Below are 15,929 nucleotides of genomic sequence, written 5' to 3' on the forward strand. Positions count from 1 at the left end.
CGGGTGAGCAGCCTGCGGACGGGCCGCGGCGGTATAATGTGCGGAAGCGTCGATGTCCGCAACCGTATGGGCACCTTTACCGGTCCGCGCCCCTTCGTCTTCGAGCCTGGGACGGGCGTAGTAGGGCGACTTCCAGAAGGGCCTGAACTGCGCAATCCGGCGAGCATAGCGGAGTATCGTTCGATGGAGCGTACTAGGGCCCTATTCGCTGCGCATTGCATCGATTAGTAATTCGACAAAAGGACATATCTATGCGGTATTGCGCTCTCTGCTTGGCGGCGCTGCTCGCTGCAGCTGGTCCGTCTGCATATGGTCAGGAGTCGGCCGACATCCCGGCCAAGAAGCGCAACGCGGCCAAGCTCGCAGGCCTCGTCGGCTTCGTAAATGTCAACTGCAGCATGCTGAAAACGGACGTGGAGCGCTTTAAGGGGGCGGTCCAGTCGATGGGGGTCGATCCCGCCGAGATCGACCGGGACGCTCTGATGCTGCAAGCGCGCGGTTACGTCGCGGCCTATGCGAAGGACGTGCCGGCGAGTTGCTCGAAGGCCCAGGAGCTGTTTGGTCAAAGGGGTCGGATCATCCCCGGAATCTTCGTCCCGCGCTGATCCTCACCCGGCACCGGGCTGCTTCATCACGATTTGGATGAGGTCGGCGCGACTGCCCGCGCCGAGCTTGACCCGCATCGCGGAAAACGTGCCGACGACTCTGCGATACCTCAGCGTCGGGATCCGCCCGATCTCGGTGTAGCCTGGTCAGGCCCGGTGCTTGTCAACATCACGAGGTGGCCGGCAGAACAAGGTTGATCCACATACGGATCTCCTTGAGTGGCGGCCGCCCCGTGAGGCGACCCTACTTCAGCAACATCGCGAGGGAAGCGCCGGCGGGCGAGGAGAGCTCCTTGGCGTCGATGGTGCCCTCGGCATCCGGGTCTGCGGCTTTGAAGCGCGCGGCCACCACGGCGAGGTATTCCTTCTTGTCCAGGGTGCCGTCGCTATCTGGGTCGGCGGCCTTCATCTCGGCGGCCGTCATCAAGCCGGTAAGCTCCTTGGCGTCGAGGGTGCCGTCCTTGTCGGGGTCGAGCATGTCGAACTTCATGGACGCGGCGGCCTGGGCCTCCTTGAGGTCGATGGTGCCGTCCTTGTCGGGATCGAACGCCGCAACGGTGGCGGGTGCGGCGAACGCCGGGGCGACGACACCGATGGCGAGGACGGTGGCAAACAGGGCGGAAGGTAGGCGATAGGTCATCGAGAGATATCCTTAGGTCAGATTGAGTCACAGTCTGCGAGTTCAAGACGTCGTCGCGCCTGAGCCTTCGAAACGGAGAGTCGTGCCGAGTCGAGTCACGCTTACGCAGGCTATTGCCTAATCTACCCGGGAAAATCTGGCAAGCCAGTCTGTCGGTTTTTTATGGAGCACGGTATGCCAGTGAGGCAGTGGATGTGTGCCGGCGCGGCTGCGGGGCCTGCTGCTAACGCGAAACGAGGTTCGCACGAGAAGTGATCGAAAGGTGGAGGCGTCACTACTACCGCGTGAACCGCATGCGCCCACATGCATCGCTGGCATACCGGCCGCCGGCACTTACGTGTTCGTGCTAGCCTTCTTCGGTAGGCCGGGCGGCCAATCGTGCAGTAATTTTACCATTGTACCAACGCGTGGGGCCTGATCAATCCGCGGAGGCGGTTCCGCTCCCCTCAGGCGGGGTCGCCTTCCTCGATCTAGATCAGGCTCGCCCACAAGGGGGGCGATATGTTGACTGAGTCAATCAGCGGAATGGTACGGCGCCGGTGGCAGTCTGCCCGGCCCTTCAAGGGTCACACAAGAGAAAGCCTGCTTCAAAAGATCGAAAGCAATGCTGTCCGAGAAGAAGTAAAGGAAGAAGTGCGGCGGGAACTTCAAATTCGATATAGTCAGCGAACTATTAATTGAGAGCGGATAATAAGTAATGATAAATTCTATCCGACAGCGATCTTGGACCACATTCATTCTCGAAGAAATAAACGACAATGCAACTCTAAATTATAATTTATTTAAGATTATATATTTTGACCAATAACAAGTATGGCTGGCGCCCTTAACCGCGATGCATACGAGGCCATCATTCTCATCCTCGATGGTGACCTCCTCACCCGTTGCCCACATGCGGCACTCTCCGGCGCGCAGATACTTCCCGAGCCGCGTTCGCAACACACTCTTATCGCCACCGTGCTGTAACGCCGTCAGATCCTGAGCATAATGCAACGCTTTACAGCCAAAGGCCTCCTGATTGATTTGTGCTGCAGAGGCCGGACCATTTATTGTCCAAAGTGTAGCGCACAGGCAGAACGCTGATTTTATCATGAGAACCCGAGCCATAAGCGCAGAATGCCGGCGCGGAAACCCGCGCCGGCACTCATTTCAAGCCGTTTCGTGCGACCGATTAGTTCGGCAGGGCGAAGACGGTGAGCTGGCCACCGAGGTTGGTGTAGCTCGAGAGGGCGGCGTAACCACCCACCGCGCCGAGGCCGGCGTTCGGGTCGGTCAGGCCGGCCGCGAGGCCGATGCCGGCCCAGCCACCGACACCCGACAGGATGCCGACGTACTGCTTGCCCTTGTGCTGGTAGGTCATCACGTTGCCGATGATGCCCGACGGGGTCTTGAACTTGTACAGTTCCTTACCCGACTTGGCGTCGACGGCCTTCAGGTAGCCTTCCAGCGTGCCGTAGAAGACCACGTCGCCGGCGGTAGCGAGAGCGCCCGACCAGACCGAGAACTGCTCGGCGTTCGACCACTTGATCTTACCCTCGATGTTGTCCCAGGCGATGAAGTTACCCATGCCGCCATGGCTGTTCGGCGCGGGGTACATCGATAGGGTCGCACCGACGTAGGGCTGGCCCGGGGTGTAGGTCACCCGGAACGGCTCGTAGTCCATGCAGACGTGGTTGGTGGGCACGTAGAATAGGTTGGTCTTCGGCGAGAACGCAGCAGGCTGCTGGTCCTTGGTGCCGAGGGCCGCCGGGCAGATACCCTTGGAGTTAGTATCTTCACCGTTCTGCTCGGTGGAGTACTTCGACACGACCAGGGGCCGGCCGTAGGTCTTGGACCCCTTGTCCATATCGACCTTGGAGGCCCAGTTGACGACCGGGTCGAACTTCTCGGCGACGAGGAGTTCGCCGGTGGCGCGGTTCAGGGTGTAGCCGAAGCCGTTGCGGTCGAAGTGGGTCAGCAGCGGGGTCTCCTTGCCGCCGACCTTCTGATCCGTGAGGATCATCTCGTTGATGCCGTCGAAGTCCCACTCGTCATGCGGGGTCATCTGGTACACCCACTTGGCCATACCCGTGTCGGGGTTACGCGCCCAGATGGTCATCGACCAGCGGTTGTCGCCCGGACGCTGCTTCGGGTTCCAGGTCGAGGGGTTGCCCGAGCCGTAGTACATCAGGTCGAGCTTGGGGTCGTAGGAGTACCAGCCCCAGGTGCTGCCACCGCCGGTCTTCCACTGGTCGCCTTCCCAGGTCTTCAGCGAAGAATCCTTGCCGACCGGCTTTCCGAGGTAGGTGGTCTTCTCCGGGTCGACCAGGATCTGGTCGTCCGGGCCAACCGAGTAGCCGCGCCAGACCTTCTTGCCGGTCTTGGCGTCGTAAGCCGTGACGTGGGCCTGCACACCGAACTCACCGCCGGAGACGCCGACGATGATCTTGTCCTTCACCGGCAGAACCGTGGCGGTGTTGGTCTCGCCCTTCTTCGGGTCGCCGTTCACCACCGACCAGTTCACCTTGCCGGTCTTGGCGTCGAGCGACACGACCGTGGTATCGGCCTGGTGCAGGATGATGGCGTTGTCGGAGTAGGCCAGGCCACGGTTGACCGTGTCACAGCACATCACCGGGATCACCGACGGGTCCTGCTTGGGCTCGTACTTCCACACGATCTTGGCCTCGTGGTCGAGGTCGAGCGCGTAGACGATGTTCGGGAACGGGGTGTGGACGTACATCATGTTGCCCACCACGAGCGGCGAGCCCTCGTGGCCGCGCAGCACGCCGGTCGAGAAGGTCCAGGCGACCTGCAGGTTCTTGACGTTTCCGGCGTTGATCTGGTCGAGCTTGGAATAGCGCGTGTTGGCGTAGTCGACCGTCTGAAGAACCTGCTCGGCGGGGTTCGCCAGGTGCTTCATCAGATCGTCGTTCGCCGATGCCGGCATGGCAAACGTCGCGACACTCGCGCCGAGTGCGAGAAGATGTACCGCTTTCATGGGTTCCTCCGAACCTGGATCAAGACACCGCGCAGGGTCACGCCGTCCTAAATCACGTCTCTGGTTTAGGTCTGGTCGTTGCCAGTGATCGGCTGCGCGGACCGCAAACCACCAACCCTGCTACGCACCTACATTGATGCAGGCCACAACAGGAGTTATCATCAGTAGACATAATTTAAATCAAGCACAATAAGTTTTTCATAAGTGCAACAAGAAAACGTATCACCATAAAAATAGCTTAATATCAATAGATAAGCGCTCTCAGGCCCGGTTAATTCGGCTCAAGAATAATATACGCAATCGCACGTATCGAACAAATATTTTCGCTATGAACTTAAATTATTCGATTCTGATTGACTCTTTCATCTGAATACCTATCTTTCATCTCGCGACAGGGGTCGTTTAGCTCTTGGGTCGACCGCTCGCGAGCTTCTTGACCACTCCAACTCCAACGGCGAGGCCGAAAGGCTCTCGCCGTTTTTTCTTTGTTCTAAGGTGTTCTGCTCCATAGATTGCCTCGGCAAACTTCGGAGATCTCGCAAGTTCTTCAGAGTGTAATATTTCTGCGTGCCCGTCAACAGTCGGGATAATTCGGCAATTTTTCTTTCCTATATGAGAAATGTTGTTAGGGTTGATATTGAAATTGACTAATAACAGATGTAATTATTTATATATATTATAAGATAGCACTATATCTTGCGCTGTCACCGCGGAGTACGTTGTCAGGATTATGGACAGCCGAGAAATTTGCCTATAGCTCGACGCTGGAACAAGGTTCGATTGCGTCGCCGCTGATGCTCCGGCAGATCGTGGTCCGTGTGTTCTTTCTGACTAGGCTCTGCCTCGAGCGGATGTAATGAACAGCATGGACACGCCCCTTTGCGGAAGCTGAGAATCTCCAATTGCGGGTCGCCTAGTGAATCAAAAACCGACGGCCGATATGGGTTGATGAACGAACCCGCTTTCGCGGGATGGGTGGCAGCTTCTAGGTTTGCGGATTGAGACGAGCGCCCTGCGCTGATTGAGCGTCGCCCGGCCTGGGCGGACGATCGTGGCTCCCTTCATCCGAGTGGAGCCATCCCATGACCATCCTTGCCGTTCCCGCCGCTGCCGTCGGCTCCCCCTTTCGCTTTTGGTCGTGCCCGGTCGCACCCGCATCAAAGGCATCCGCATGCTGGTCGATACGCTCGCGGATTCCTTGGCGACCCTGCCTGGCATTGCCAGGGCGTGACGTCCGCTTTCAGGCTCCCGGTAGAATACGTTCAACGGCGAAGTTGGGTCGAATGCGGCATGTCCGCTTCCAGGGAAGGGTCAGGGCCCGCAAACACTTTTAACAGCTCTCGGCCATCACGGTGTTTCGATGCAAGCGGACACATCGGACGCTTCACCCGCCGCTGCAAACGCCCGACGGGCGCGCTCGATCTCTGCGTGGTGGGTCTCAGCCCAGATCCACACACCACAGAACGCCGCCCCCAAGCTCTCGCCGAGTGGCGTCAGCGTGTAATCCACGTGCGGCGGGATCACCGGATGCACGGTACGTCGCACAAGACCATCCCGCTCCATCTGCCGAACCGTCTGCGTCAGCATCTTTTGGCTGATCCGACCCACCGCCTTGCCGAGTTGCGTGAACCGTAGGGTGCCATGCTCGTCCAGAGCCTCAAGGATCAGCATGGTCCACTTGTCGGCCACCTTGGCGATAATGTCATTCACCAGCACCTCGATCGTCGGATCGACGTCCTTTGGGATCGGCCCCCTCCGTCGTGCCTCGATCATGGGGTCCGGGGTAGCCCTACGCATCCGACGCTCTCCTTTTGGTAAGTACAAATCTTTTTGGTGCCTACTTCAGTCTGGAGAGCGTGACCGATAATTTTTCGGCGACAACAACGAAGGTCGCCGTCATGAACATCTCAGGCAACACGATCCTCATCACCGGAGGCGGCTCCGGGATCGGGGAGGCTCTTGCACATCGCTTTCACGATCTAGGCAACACCGTCATCATCGCCGGGCGTCGGGTGGAGGCACTGGAACAGGTCGCCAGCAGCCGCCCAGGCATCCACGCCTTGCCGCTCGATATCTCGGACGCCGCGGACATCGTCGCATTCACGCAGCGGGTCGTGGCCGAGCATCCAGCCCTGAACGTGGTGATCAACAACGCCGGGATCATGCGCTTCGAGACGCTGGATCAGACCCGAGACCTCTCAGACGCGGAGGCGACGATCACCACCAACCTGCTCGGCCCGATCCGGATTGCGGACGCCTTAATCGAGCATCTACTCGCGCGCCCTGACGCCGTGCTGATCAACGTGTCCTCCGGACTAGCGTTCGTTCCCCTGGCGGCGACACCGACCTACTCGGCATCGAAGGCCGCCATTCACAGCTACACGGTTTCGTTGCGCGAAGTCCTGAAGGGCAGGGTTGAGGTGATCGAACTGGTGCCTCCGGCGGTTCAAACCGATCTGACGCCCGGCCAAGCCAACCGCGAAGGCTACCTGCCGTTGGCCGACTTCATCGATGAGGTCATGGCTCTGTTCCAGCACCAGCCGACGCCGCCTGAGATCCTCGTGCAGCGCGTCGCCTTCCAGCGCAACGCCGAAGCGGAGCACCGCTTCGACGAGGCTGTGACGACCTTGAACGATGCCGTCCGCAAGGCCCGCGAGAAGCAGCGCTGAGGCCAGTGGGCGGGGACGCCTACCACGCCACCGTTCAGTTCACCCACCGTGGAGAAGTCTGATGCCGTTCGCTAACATCAAGGTCCCGGAGGCTGCGCTCAGCCGGGCGCAGAAGGAAGAGATCGTCCACAAGGTGACCAACTTGTTCGTCGATTACTTCAGTGAGGCCGTTCGACCACACACCATGGTCTTGATCGAAGAGGTCAAGGATGGCGGCTACGCCCGAGCTGATGAAGTGTTCGTCATACCGGATGCATATCGCTCGAAAGACTAATCGCAGGTGGGCCGCCGATAGGACTAGCGGCCCACCTAAATCTGCATTAGCGCAAAGCATTATAGAATTTCTTACAGTCTAAAATTAATGTAACACTTCGTTCGGCCTTTACGGCTTAAACGATACAAGTCCTGCGATTGTCTCCGGGGATGCACGATCCCTCCTACGACTTGGTTAAATCGATCACTGACAGTCCGCTTTCAGGCGGCTCAAGCATTCCAGCGGACGCAGCTATCTCACAGGCCGGTGATCCACCATGGAATGCCGCTTCCTTGCAGCGGTGGACATCAAAATCGTGCTGCGACCCCGCCCATGATCGTGCGCGGCGTACCGGGTGTGGCGTAGCGGTTTTGGAAGGCGCGGTCGTAGTAGGTGGTATCGAGCAGGTTGTCGACGTTGAGGTAGACCCGCACCTGCGGCGTAATCCAGTAATACGAGATCAGGTTGAACACCGTGTAGTCTGGCAGACGGAAGGTCGAGAGGGCCGTCCCGGCCTGCCGTGCGCCAACATGGGTAACGCCACCACCGAGGCCGAGGCCGCGCAGCTCCGCCCCCTGGAACTCGTAGACGCTTTGCAGGGCAAGGGTGTCGGCGGGAATGTTGGCGATCCGTGTCCCCACGGGCAGCGTATTGTCGCGAGCCACGGCGGCGTCGGCATGAGTGTAGGTGCCGATCATCCGCCAGCCGGGCGCCAGATAACCGGCGACGGTCAGGTCGAAGCCCCGGCTGCGGACCTCGCCGGCTGCAACGCTGAAGTTCGGATCGACCGGATCGACAGTGAGGACGTTTGTGCGGCGGATGTCGAACACGGCTGCCGTGGCACTCAGCTGCCCATCGAGCAGGCTGAGCTTGGTGCCGACCTCATAGCCCTCGCCCTGCTGGAAGGCGAAGGGCTGCCCCGCGCGGTTCGTGCCGGTGTTCGGCAGGAAGGAGCGACCATAGCTGCCGTAGAGCGAGACCGTGTCCGCAAGATCGTAGGAAAGGCCGAAGCGCGGCGTCGCGACCATGTCCTGCAGGCTCGTGGTGCGTCCGGTCCGGTAGTCGGTCGAGACCAGGCCGAGGCTTTCGACGCGCACGCCCACGAGCGCATGTAGGCGTGGGGTGATGTCGATCTGGTCCTGAACGTAGCCGCCGTAGCTCTCCGTGTTCTGGAGGAAGTTGGTGATCGAGGCGAGCGGCGGCCGCGCGGCCTGTCCGTAGCGTGGGGCGAACAGGTCGAGGGTGAAGGGGAAGAGGTTCGCGTTCGAGCGGTCGAAAACCTCGCGGTATTGGTAGCTGTCGTACTCGAAGCCCATCAACAAGGTGTGCCGGAAGGGACCGGTCTCGAACTTGCCTGCGAGGTTGAGCTGCAGGTCGATGTCGGACCAGCTCAGGTCCCGGTGCTCAAAGGTACGGCGCAGGGTGCGGCCGTCTTGCAGGACGTTCATGGCGCCCACGCCGTCGCCCAATAGGCGCCCGCCGAGGGCTTGGGCGCCGGCCGTCACCACCCAGTTCGAGTCGAGCCTGTGCTCGATGCGAAGCTGCCCCAGAGCGTTGTCGTTGCGCACCGGCGGGATGCCGGGCTCGCCGATGAAGCGGTTGCGTGGCAGGGCGCGGATGTTGCCGTTGATCGGCACGACGCCCCGGTCGAAGGTCGTCGCGGTGCTCACCACTTCGCCCTCCAGGGTGATCGTGGTGTCGGCGGTCGGCTTCCAGGCGATGACGGGGGCGAGGTAGAAGCGGTCACCGCTCACGAAGTCGCGAAAGCTGCCATTATCCTCGACGGCCCCCGTGATACGAGCGAGCACCCGCCCCTCCTCATCGAGAGCGCCGGTGGCGTCGAAGGTGCTGCGCTTCTGGTTGAAGCTGCCGTACTGCGTGCCGATCGCAAGGGCGCGTTCGGCGAGCGGCTGCTTGGTGACGATGTTAAAGGTCCCACCGGGATCGCCGCGGCCGTAGAGGAAGGCTGAGGGACCCTTCAGCACCTCGATCCGCTCGATGGAGACCACGTCCGGCGAGTTCGGAAAGCCGCGGTTGATCGGGAACCCATTGCGGTAATACTCGCCGGTGTTGAAGCCGCGGATTGTGAACTCCGTCAGCCCAAGGCCCGCGAAGTTATTGGCCCGGCCGACGCCGGCGAGGTCGAGGGCCGTGTCGACCCGCGTCGCGGCGGCATCCTGAAGAACCCTGTCCGGCACGACGACGACGGTCTGAGGCACCTCGCGAAGAGGCGTGTCGGTACGTGTCGCGCTGACGCTCTCACGAGCAAGGTAGCCATCCACCTTGCGGGGCGGCCCGTTAGCCGTTCCGCCATTGCCTACGACGGACAGCTCGTCGAGCTGCACCTCCTGCGAAGCGTCGGTTGCAAGCTGGGCTACCGCGGAACTGGGTCCGAAGCTGACTAGCGAGCCTGATTGCGCTAATAATACTAACGCGGTCGACGCTGCGAGATGGATTACGCTTCGGAAGTTTGGGCGTGCAAGAATCACAGACGAAAACCAACCTTTATTGAGGCGGCTTCGTTACAATCCAGAAACAAATGCGGTCAAGGCGGCATTAATCTATGTGAACAGAGGTTGTTTGTAGAAGCTTCAATGAGGCCTATGATGCATCTAGAATCATTCTAAAAATCCAGCCCTTATGCATTCGCGTGTGGCCCTAGCGTAACAGTGATCAGGGCGATTGAGGAGCAACGATAAGTCGAGACCCGTCCGTCCGCTCTACGACTGGCTTGGGTGGTTTGTTGACGGTCTGCTTTCGGGGAGCCCAGGCGCGCAAATGGACACGCGATCATATCGCGATCATCTGCGGCTTCGAGCTTTTTCGACGTTCGAACGTCTTTTTTGCAATAGCAGACGGATTGTGCAGCCGCTGCACCAGATGATGCGGCCGTCGATATCGAACTTACGCACCTCGTTAGTCTTGGGTGAAAATTTAAGAACGGCAAATTCTACATCTCAGTAGGACCAGCAGCTTGACCAGTAATTCACCTATATTAGGTAAACCGGTTGCGTTGTGCATGACCCAGTGACGCCGTAGTTGTCAATCATTGATCTTGCGACGTAGAGCAATGTGCCCCAAAGTCAGATACGTGCACGCTGCTTCGTGGGGGCAAGTGCAGCCCAGCTGCGGGTCGTCGCGATAGACGAGTCGAGCGGCATGGGCTTGCCGAAGAGATAGCCTTGGCCAAGGGCGCAGCCCATCTCGGTCAGCAGATCCGCTTCTTCTACCTGCTCGATCCCTTCTGCGACGACGGGGATCTCCAAATCGTCGGCTAGGCGCAGGATGGTCTGAACGATACGGCGACTGGTGCGATCAGTCAGAAGGGTGCGCACGAAGGCTCGGTCGATCTTGAGGGTCGTGATCGGCAGCGTGCTCAGGTAGCTCAAGCTCGAGTATCCGGTCCCGAAATCATCGATGGCGACACCGAGGCCTGTCAGCCGGCATTCCGCCAACGCTGCGGCCGCGCGCTCGGGATCCCGCATCAGCATACTCTCGGTAACTTCGATCTTGAGGCGATCGGGTTCGATTCCGGTCCGGGCGATGAGATCGGCGATCAGTTGAGGGAACGAGGCGGCTGCCAGATCGTGACCGGACACGTTCACGCTCATGAACAGCTGGTTTTCGATCCAAGACAGGTTCCGCATCGCGGCCAGCATGAACTCCGGCAGCACGCGCCCGGCTTCTGCGAGGGCGAAGGCGGTGAGCTCGCTGATCAATCCGGACGCTTCGGCAACCGGAATGAACTCGACCGGTGGGACCATTCCACGGTGTGGATGACGCCAGCGCATCAATGCCTCGAAGCCGGCCAGCCGTCGAGAAGACAGACGAACGATCGGCTGATAGTGCATTTCGAATTGACCAGCTCTCACGCCATCGCGGATCTCACGCTCGAGGACGAGCGTGTTCAGCGCGGACGTGAACGCGTCGTTCGCGGTCGGTCCGCTCGGCGAATGCGACTTGGCTTCGGCAGGTGGTGGCGCCGAGCCCTTCATATGTTCGAGCAAGGCAACGGTTTCGCGGTATCGATCCAGCACGACACCGAGGCACATACAAAGGATCGGATCGGTCTCGGCGATGCGGTGTGCGAGCTGCTGCTCGGTGATCGCGACCAGGGCGCTGTCTTCCAACGCGCGCACGGAAGCCGAACGCGGACGCTTGTCCAGAATCGCCATCTCGCCGACGATCTCGCCCGGGCCGCGTTGAGCCAGGACAAGATCGCCGTCCGGCCGCTCCAGGAAGACTTCAAGCCGGCCACTGACAATCAGGTAAGCCGCATCCCCGGGCTGGCCAGCTGTGAACAGGAGCGATCCTGCCGGCACCAGCCTGCGGTCGAGTGTCGTGTACAGCGCGTTCACCACCGGGCACCCCGAACGGCCGTTTCTACCGTCTAAAAGCCTGTAGCGGACAAATGTTTAAGCCAAGCAAAAGAACTGATGCCTTCTTCGCCGTCGATCCGCATTCTTAATCGCTTATCAGCGTCGGCTTGCGATGGTCTCCGGAAGCCGGATGGGGAGACCGCAGGGCGATGTCTGAACCGCTCATCCGCTCGCCGCGAACGCTCAAGCGGTGGACAGCCCCGTGCTTCGCAGGGGCGGGCGCCATCGTGGCGCTCCTTATGCTCGCTGCGGCGCTGCCAGCACCGTTCGCGCGATTGGAAAACTTCGCCGCCGACACGATGCAACGGCTCTCCCCGCGCGAGCCAAGCGCGGCCCCGGTCGTCGTGGTGGATATCGACGAGGAAAGCTTGTCCCGACATGGCCAATGGCCGTGGCCGCGCACCGTCGTCGCCGACCTCGTAACCGCGCTCCAGGATCTCGGTGCCAGCGCCATCGCTCTCGACATGGTCTTTGCCGAGCCCGATCGGACCTCGCCGTCACGCCTCATCCCGGAATGGGCACAGCGTTTCGGCTTCCAAGCCTCGGCGATGCCATCCCCGCTGCCGAACCACGATGCCGTGTTGGCTGAAGCCTTCGCGCGCGGGCGGGTGGTGGCGGGTCTGGCGCCGATTGATGATGTGCGTGTCGGGCTTCCGGAACGCGTCGCAGCATTCGCGGTGATCGGCTCGGCCAACTTCGAGCAGATCCCGCACTTCAAGGGTGCGGTTGTGAACGTACCTGTGCTCGACGCGGCGGCGGACGGCCACGGCAGTTTTTCGATCAAGGCCGGCACGGATGAAATCACCCGGCGTCTGCCGATGCTCGCATTCGTCGGCGGTCGCTTGGTGCCGTCGCTCGCCCTGGAGGCGTTGCGGGTGCTGCAGGACGAAGACACGTTCAAGGTGCGCGCCGAGCGCGTCGGCGAGACGCTGACCGGGTACACGGTCCGTGTCGGCGACATCGACGTCCCGCTCGATGCCGACGGCTCGCTCCGACTGCGCTTCCCCGCTCCGCGATCGTCGCGGACCGTTTCGGCTTGGCGGCTGCTTGACTCGGATCACCGCGCCGAGTTGCGTGACGAGGTGAAGGGGGCAGCCGTGTTCGTCGGCACCAGCGCGGTCGGCCTGTCCGACTTACGGCCGACACCGATGACCCCGTTCGAGCCGGGCGTCGATCTGCACGCCATCGCCCTCGAACAGGCTCTGACCGGCAAGCATCTCGTCCGTCCGGTCTGGGCATCCGGGGCTGAGCGTAGCGTGGCGCTTCTCCTTGGCCTCGCGGTCGCGCTTGCCGGCGCTCTTGCGCCTTTCGGCGTATCAGCCCTGATGGCGGCGTCGACGATCGTGGTTCCGAGCCTGATCGCGTGGGCCGCGTTCACCCGCGCCGACCTGCTTTTCGATCCGACGCTGCCCAGCCTCTCGGTCGCCCTCGGCTTTGCCGGAGCCATCCTGGTCCGCTACGCCGGCACGGAGCGCGCGTCGCGCCGGCTGCGCGCCGCCTTCACGCACTACCTTTCGCCCGACCTCGTCGCCGCGCTCGCTAACGATCCCGGCCGGCTCAAGCTAGGCGGCGAGTCCCGCGAGATGACGTTCTTGTTCACCGACCTCGAAGGGTTCACGGCGATGACCGAGGCGGCGGGTGCTGAGGCGCTCGTGCAACTGTTGAACGACTACCTGGACGGGATGTGTTCAATCGCGATGGAGCACGGCGGCACGGTCGACAAGATCGTCGGCGACGCGGTGCACGTCATGTTCAACGCGCCCCTCGATCAGCCCGATCACCCCGAGCGCGCCGTGCGGTGCGCGCTCGCGCTCGATTCGTTCGCGGAAGCCTTCAAGCTCCGTCAGCGCGCAGCGGGGATCGCGTTCGGCATCACGCGCATCGGCGTGAACACCGGGATGGCGGTCGTCGGAAATTTCGGCGGGTCGCGGCGCTTCGACTACACCGCTCACGGAGACGCCATCAACACCGCGGCACGGCTCGAGGCGGCCAACAAGACCCTCGGGACACGGATCTGCATCGCGCGCGCCACCGTCGAACGCGTCTCGACACACGTCTTCAGACCCGTCGGAACGCTGATGCTGAAGGGCAAGTCGGTCGGCGTCGACGTGTTCGAACCCGCCACGCAGCCGACCGGGGCGCTAGCCAACTATCTCGACGCGTTCGGTCGGATGGTTGCAGGCGATGCCGGCGCGCTGCAAGATCTGCTCAGCCTGCACGCCGCCGATCCGAACGATCCGATCCTCGCACTGCACGCACGCCGCATCAGAGCCGGCGAGTGCGATGCGCTTATGGCCGCCTGAAAACCGGCACTGTCAGCCCAGGACGAGAAGAACCGCGAGCGCGACGTTCGTGACCTGATGCAGGAACTGATCGAACCCCATGAGCCACCAGAACCGCGGATCGGTCATCGCAAAACGTAAACGATGCGACGCCACGGCCTTGCCGCGGTCGATCAGTCCATGAACGACGAAGTCCACGAGCGCGATCCACCAGAGCGTCGGCTTGAACAGCAGCGCGATGCCGAGAGTGGCAAGCGCATGTGAGCCGACATGAACGCCGAGTGGCGCTTGCCAACCTATAACGCGCTCCTTGCCGCGGGCCATCCACTCGGTCTGCGCGACGAAGTCGATCAGGTAATGCTTGGCAGCCATGACCAGGAGCAGCGCAGTCAGCGGCCCGAGGGGAACGGTCGTATCGAAGGCTGGCATGGACCCCTCCACTGGTCGCGGTCCGGCAGCTTTACTTTGTCCGCATCAATGAGGTGCTAACATGAAGGCGCGACAATAGGAGCCAATATCTCGAATTTGTGAGCAGGCAGCCTTATTGATGAATAATTAATCCATTTGTTTTATGATGTTTAGGTCTAATCCGAGTCTGATCATATGAGCGAACTTCAGCTGCCGCGAGACGAGAAAACCGAAATTTCCTGGATCGCGGTCATTCGGCTTGCCGACGGTATCGATCGCCCGTGTACCGTAACAGACGTATCTTCCTCTGCAATGAAGATTAGAGTTCAAAACGAACTGGATCTTCCAGATATTTTCGTCCTAAAAATTGTTGGGCGGAGCCTGATCTTTCAGGTGAGGAAAGTTTGGCGAGGCGAGCATAGCGTTGTTGCTGTCGTCGAGAAGATCGCCAAGCTCCCGTCTCAGCCGGCTGTCTCGACCGAGACCAAGAGCGCAGTCCATGACGACGATCGCCGAACGCGTCTCGATACGCGCCGCCGGACCGGCTCGTTTTCCTGAACCCGTTGTTAGTGCCACCACGCTCGGAGTGTGCTCATGAATCGACTTTGTATCGTCTCCCTGACAATTGCCATGGTGGGGACCGGACTACCGGCACTTGCAGCTCCGGAAACGATCGGCGCGATTGAAAAGGTCCAGGCCGATGCGACCGCAAGCCAGGGCCACGAAACGCGTGCCTTGGCGCCGACCGGCCCATTACTGTTCAAAGACAAACTGCGCACCGGCCCCGGAGCAAGGCTGGAAGCCAAGCTCGAAGACGGCACCGTGCTGACGCTCGGCGAGAAGGGCCGCATGACGGTCGATGAGTTCGTCTACAAGCCGGGTTATCTCGGCGGCGCGATGAGCGTGAAGGTCGCACAGGGCGCCTTCTTGTTCGTGGGCGGAAAGGTCGAAGGACCGACGGGCGGCAACGTCGTCATCGAGACCCCCGTCGGTACGCTAGGCGTGCGCGGTACCACTGTTTGGGGTGGCCAGATCGACAAGGGTTATGGCGTGTTGGTGCTCGATGGTGAGGTTGAAGTTACGACCAATCGCGGCAAGGTCCTATTAAAGAAGGGTCAAGGTACGATGATCTACGGCGGCAAGGCCCCAATGCAGGCCGGCCCGTGGCCAGAGGATCGCACGACCCGAGCCGTGCAGACGATCAGTTTCGCCAAGCCGCAGTGACTAGTCGGCCTGAGCTCAAATGATAAACCGATCGGGTCGGCGGAGAAGTATTTCGCCGAACCGAATCATCCTATTCGCATTGGATCGGCGCAGTCATCTGAATAAACGCGTTGTTTATAGTTTTATTGATCGAGCCAGAGTGAATATTTAATCACAAATGTCATTATATGTCTGTATGTATGTGATTGAGCTCTCATGAGATCGTCAATGGCGTCCGTGCATCGCTTCGGACGGCGGCTAAACTCCGCTCGGATTTGGATCGCGCTGAGCGTTCTGGCTCCTATCGGAATGATGGCGGTGTCCGCATTCATGCTGCTCGCCCTTCGTCAGGATGCCTGGGACAAGGCAGAGCAAACATCCAAAAATCTCCTTCAGGTTCTCGAACGTGATATCGCTCGCAACATCGAGCTCTACGATCTTTCGTTGCGCGGTGCCGCCGACAACCTGCACGCCCCGGGCGTGCCGAAACTAATACCAATCCTCACTGATCAG

At 60.7% G+C, this 15,929-nt stretch carries 12 protein-coding genes and 2 pseudogenes; 8 read left to right on the forward strand and 6 right to left on the reverse strand.

Features of this window, described 5'->3' with window-relative positions; genetic code table 11:
• Window positions 1-272 precede the first annotated feature (272 nt).
• Window positions 273-605 carry a hypothetical protein gene (locus MFF13_RS24110; protein ID WP_238273130.1) on the forward strand — a complete coding sequence of 111 codons (333 nt, stop codon included), beginning with the start codon at window positions 273-275 and terminating at the stop codon, window positions 603-605.
• A gap of 244 nt (window positions 606-849) precedes the next feature.
• On the opposite strand, the gene lanM is transcribed toward MFF13_RS24110, so the two are convergent.
• The gene (lanM, locus tag MFF13_RS24115; RefSeq protein ID WP_147763045.1) at window positions 850-1,245 is read right to left on the reverse strand and encodes a lanmodulin LanM; all 396 of its coding nucleotides are present in this window, start codon (window positions 1,243-1,245) and stop codon (window positions 850-852) included.
• Window positions 1,246-1,487: 242 nt separating this feature from the next.
• Here lanM and MFF13_RS24120 point away from each other — a divergent pair.
• A pseudogene (locus MFF13_RS24120) lies at window positions 1,488-1,577 on the forward strand (integrase core domain-containing protein); the annotation flags it as partial.
• 839 nt (window positions 1,578-2,416) lie between these two features.
• Here MFF13_RS24120 and xoxF5 read toward each other — a convergent pair.
• Together xoxF5 and MFF13_RS24130 are read right to left on the reverse strand one after the other, a co-directional pair.
• Window positions 2,417-4,222 carry a lanthanide-dependent methanol dehydrogenase XoxF5 gene (xoxF5, locus tag MFF13_RS24125; RefSeq protein ID WP_147763044.1) on the reverse strand — a complete coding sequence of 602 codons (1,806 nt, stop codon included), beginning with the start codon at window positions 4,220-4,222 and terminating at the stop codon, window positions 2,417-2,419.
• Between the two features lie 1,347 nt (window positions 4,223-5,569).
• A complete protein-coding gene (locus tag MFF13_RS24130; RefSeq protein WP_238273131.1) occupies window positions 5,570-6,019 on the reverse strand; it encodes a winged helix-turn-helix transcriptional regulator in 450 nt (149 codons plus the stop codon).
• A gap of 101 nt (window positions 6,020-6,120) precedes the next feature.
• Here MFF13_RS24130 and MFF13_RS24135 point away from each other — a divergent pair, with 101 nt between their 5' ends.
• Window positions 6,121-6,891: an SDR family oxidoreductase gene (locus MFF13_RS24135; RefSeq protein ID WP_238273132.1), complete on the forward strand. Its 771-nt coding sequence runs from the start codon at window positions 6,121-6,123 to the stop codon at window positions 6,889-6,891.
• 61 nt (window positions 6,892-6,952) lie between these two features.
• Window positions 6,953-7,165, forward strand: coding sequence for a tautomerase family protein (locus tag MFF13_RS24140; protein ID WP_238273133.1), 213 nt, complete (start codon window positions 6,953-6,955; stop codon window positions 7,163-7,165).
• A gap of 287 nt (window positions 7,166-7,452) precedes the next feature.
• On the opposite strand, the gene MFF13_RS24145 is transcribed toward MFF13_RS24140, so the two are convergent.
• Window positions 7,453-9,489 (reverse strand): TonB-dependent siderophore receptor, encoded by a 2,037-nt coding sequence (locus MFF13_RS24145; RefSeq protein ID WP_238273134.1) that lies wholly within the window; start codon window positions 9,487-9,489, stop codon window positions 7,453-7,455.
• Between the two features lie 738 nt (window positions 9,490-10,227).
• Entirely contained in the window at window positions 10,228-11,502 is a 1,275-nt protein-coding gene (locus tag MFF13_RS24150) for an EAL domain-containing protein (RefSeq protein WP_238273135.1), read from the reverse strand.
• 170 nt (window positions 11,503-11,672) lie between these two features.
• On the opposite strand from MFF13_RS24150, the gene MFF13_RS24155 reads away from it, so the two are divergent.
• Window positions 11,673-13,826, forward strand: coding sequence for a CHASE2 domain-containing protein (locus MFF13_RS24155; RefSeq protein WP_238273136.1), 2,154 nt, complete (start codon window positions 11,673-11,675; stop codon window positions 13,824-13,826).
• Window positions 13,827-13,838: 12 nt separating this feature from the next.
• On the opposite strand, the gene MFF13_RS24160 is transcribed toward MFF13_RS24155, so the two are convergent.
• On the reverse strand, window positions 13,839-14,234 hold the full coding sequence (locus MFF13_RS24160; RefSeq protein WP_238273137.1) for a DUF3307 domain-containing protein: 396 nt from the start codon (window positions 14,232-14,234) through the stop codon (window positions 13,839-13,841).
• Window positions 14,235-14,408: 174 nt separating this feature from the next.
• Here MFF13_RS24160 and MFF13_RS24165 point away from each other — a divergent pair, with 174 nt between their 5' ends.
• From MFF13_RS24165 to MFF13_RS24175, 3 genes and pseudogenes are all read left to right on the forward strand, one after another.
• Window positions 14,409-14,771, forward strand: a complete 363-nt coding sequence (locus MFF13_RS24165) for a PilZ domain-containing protein (RefSeq protein ID WP_238273138.1) — start codon at window positions 14,409-14,411, stop codon at window positions 14,769-14,771.
• A 36-nt stretch (window positions 14,772-14,807) separates the two neighbouring features.
• Window positions 14,808-15,437, forward strand: a complete 630-nt coding sequence (locus tag MFF13_RS24170) for a FecR family protein (RefSeq protein WP_238273139.1) — start codon at window positions 14,808-14,810, stop codon at window positions 15,435-15,437.
• A gap of 207 nt (window positions 15,438-15,644) precedes the next feature.
• Window positions 15,645-15,929, forward strand: a pseudogene (locus MFF13_RS24175) (GGDEF domain-containing protein); the annotation flags it as partial.

The sequence above is a fragment of the Methylobacterium cerastii genome, assembly GCF_022179125.1.
Classification (GTDB): Bacteria; Pseudomonadota; Alphaproteobacteria; order Rhizobiales; family Beijerinckiaceae; genus Methylobacterium; species Methylobacterium cerastii.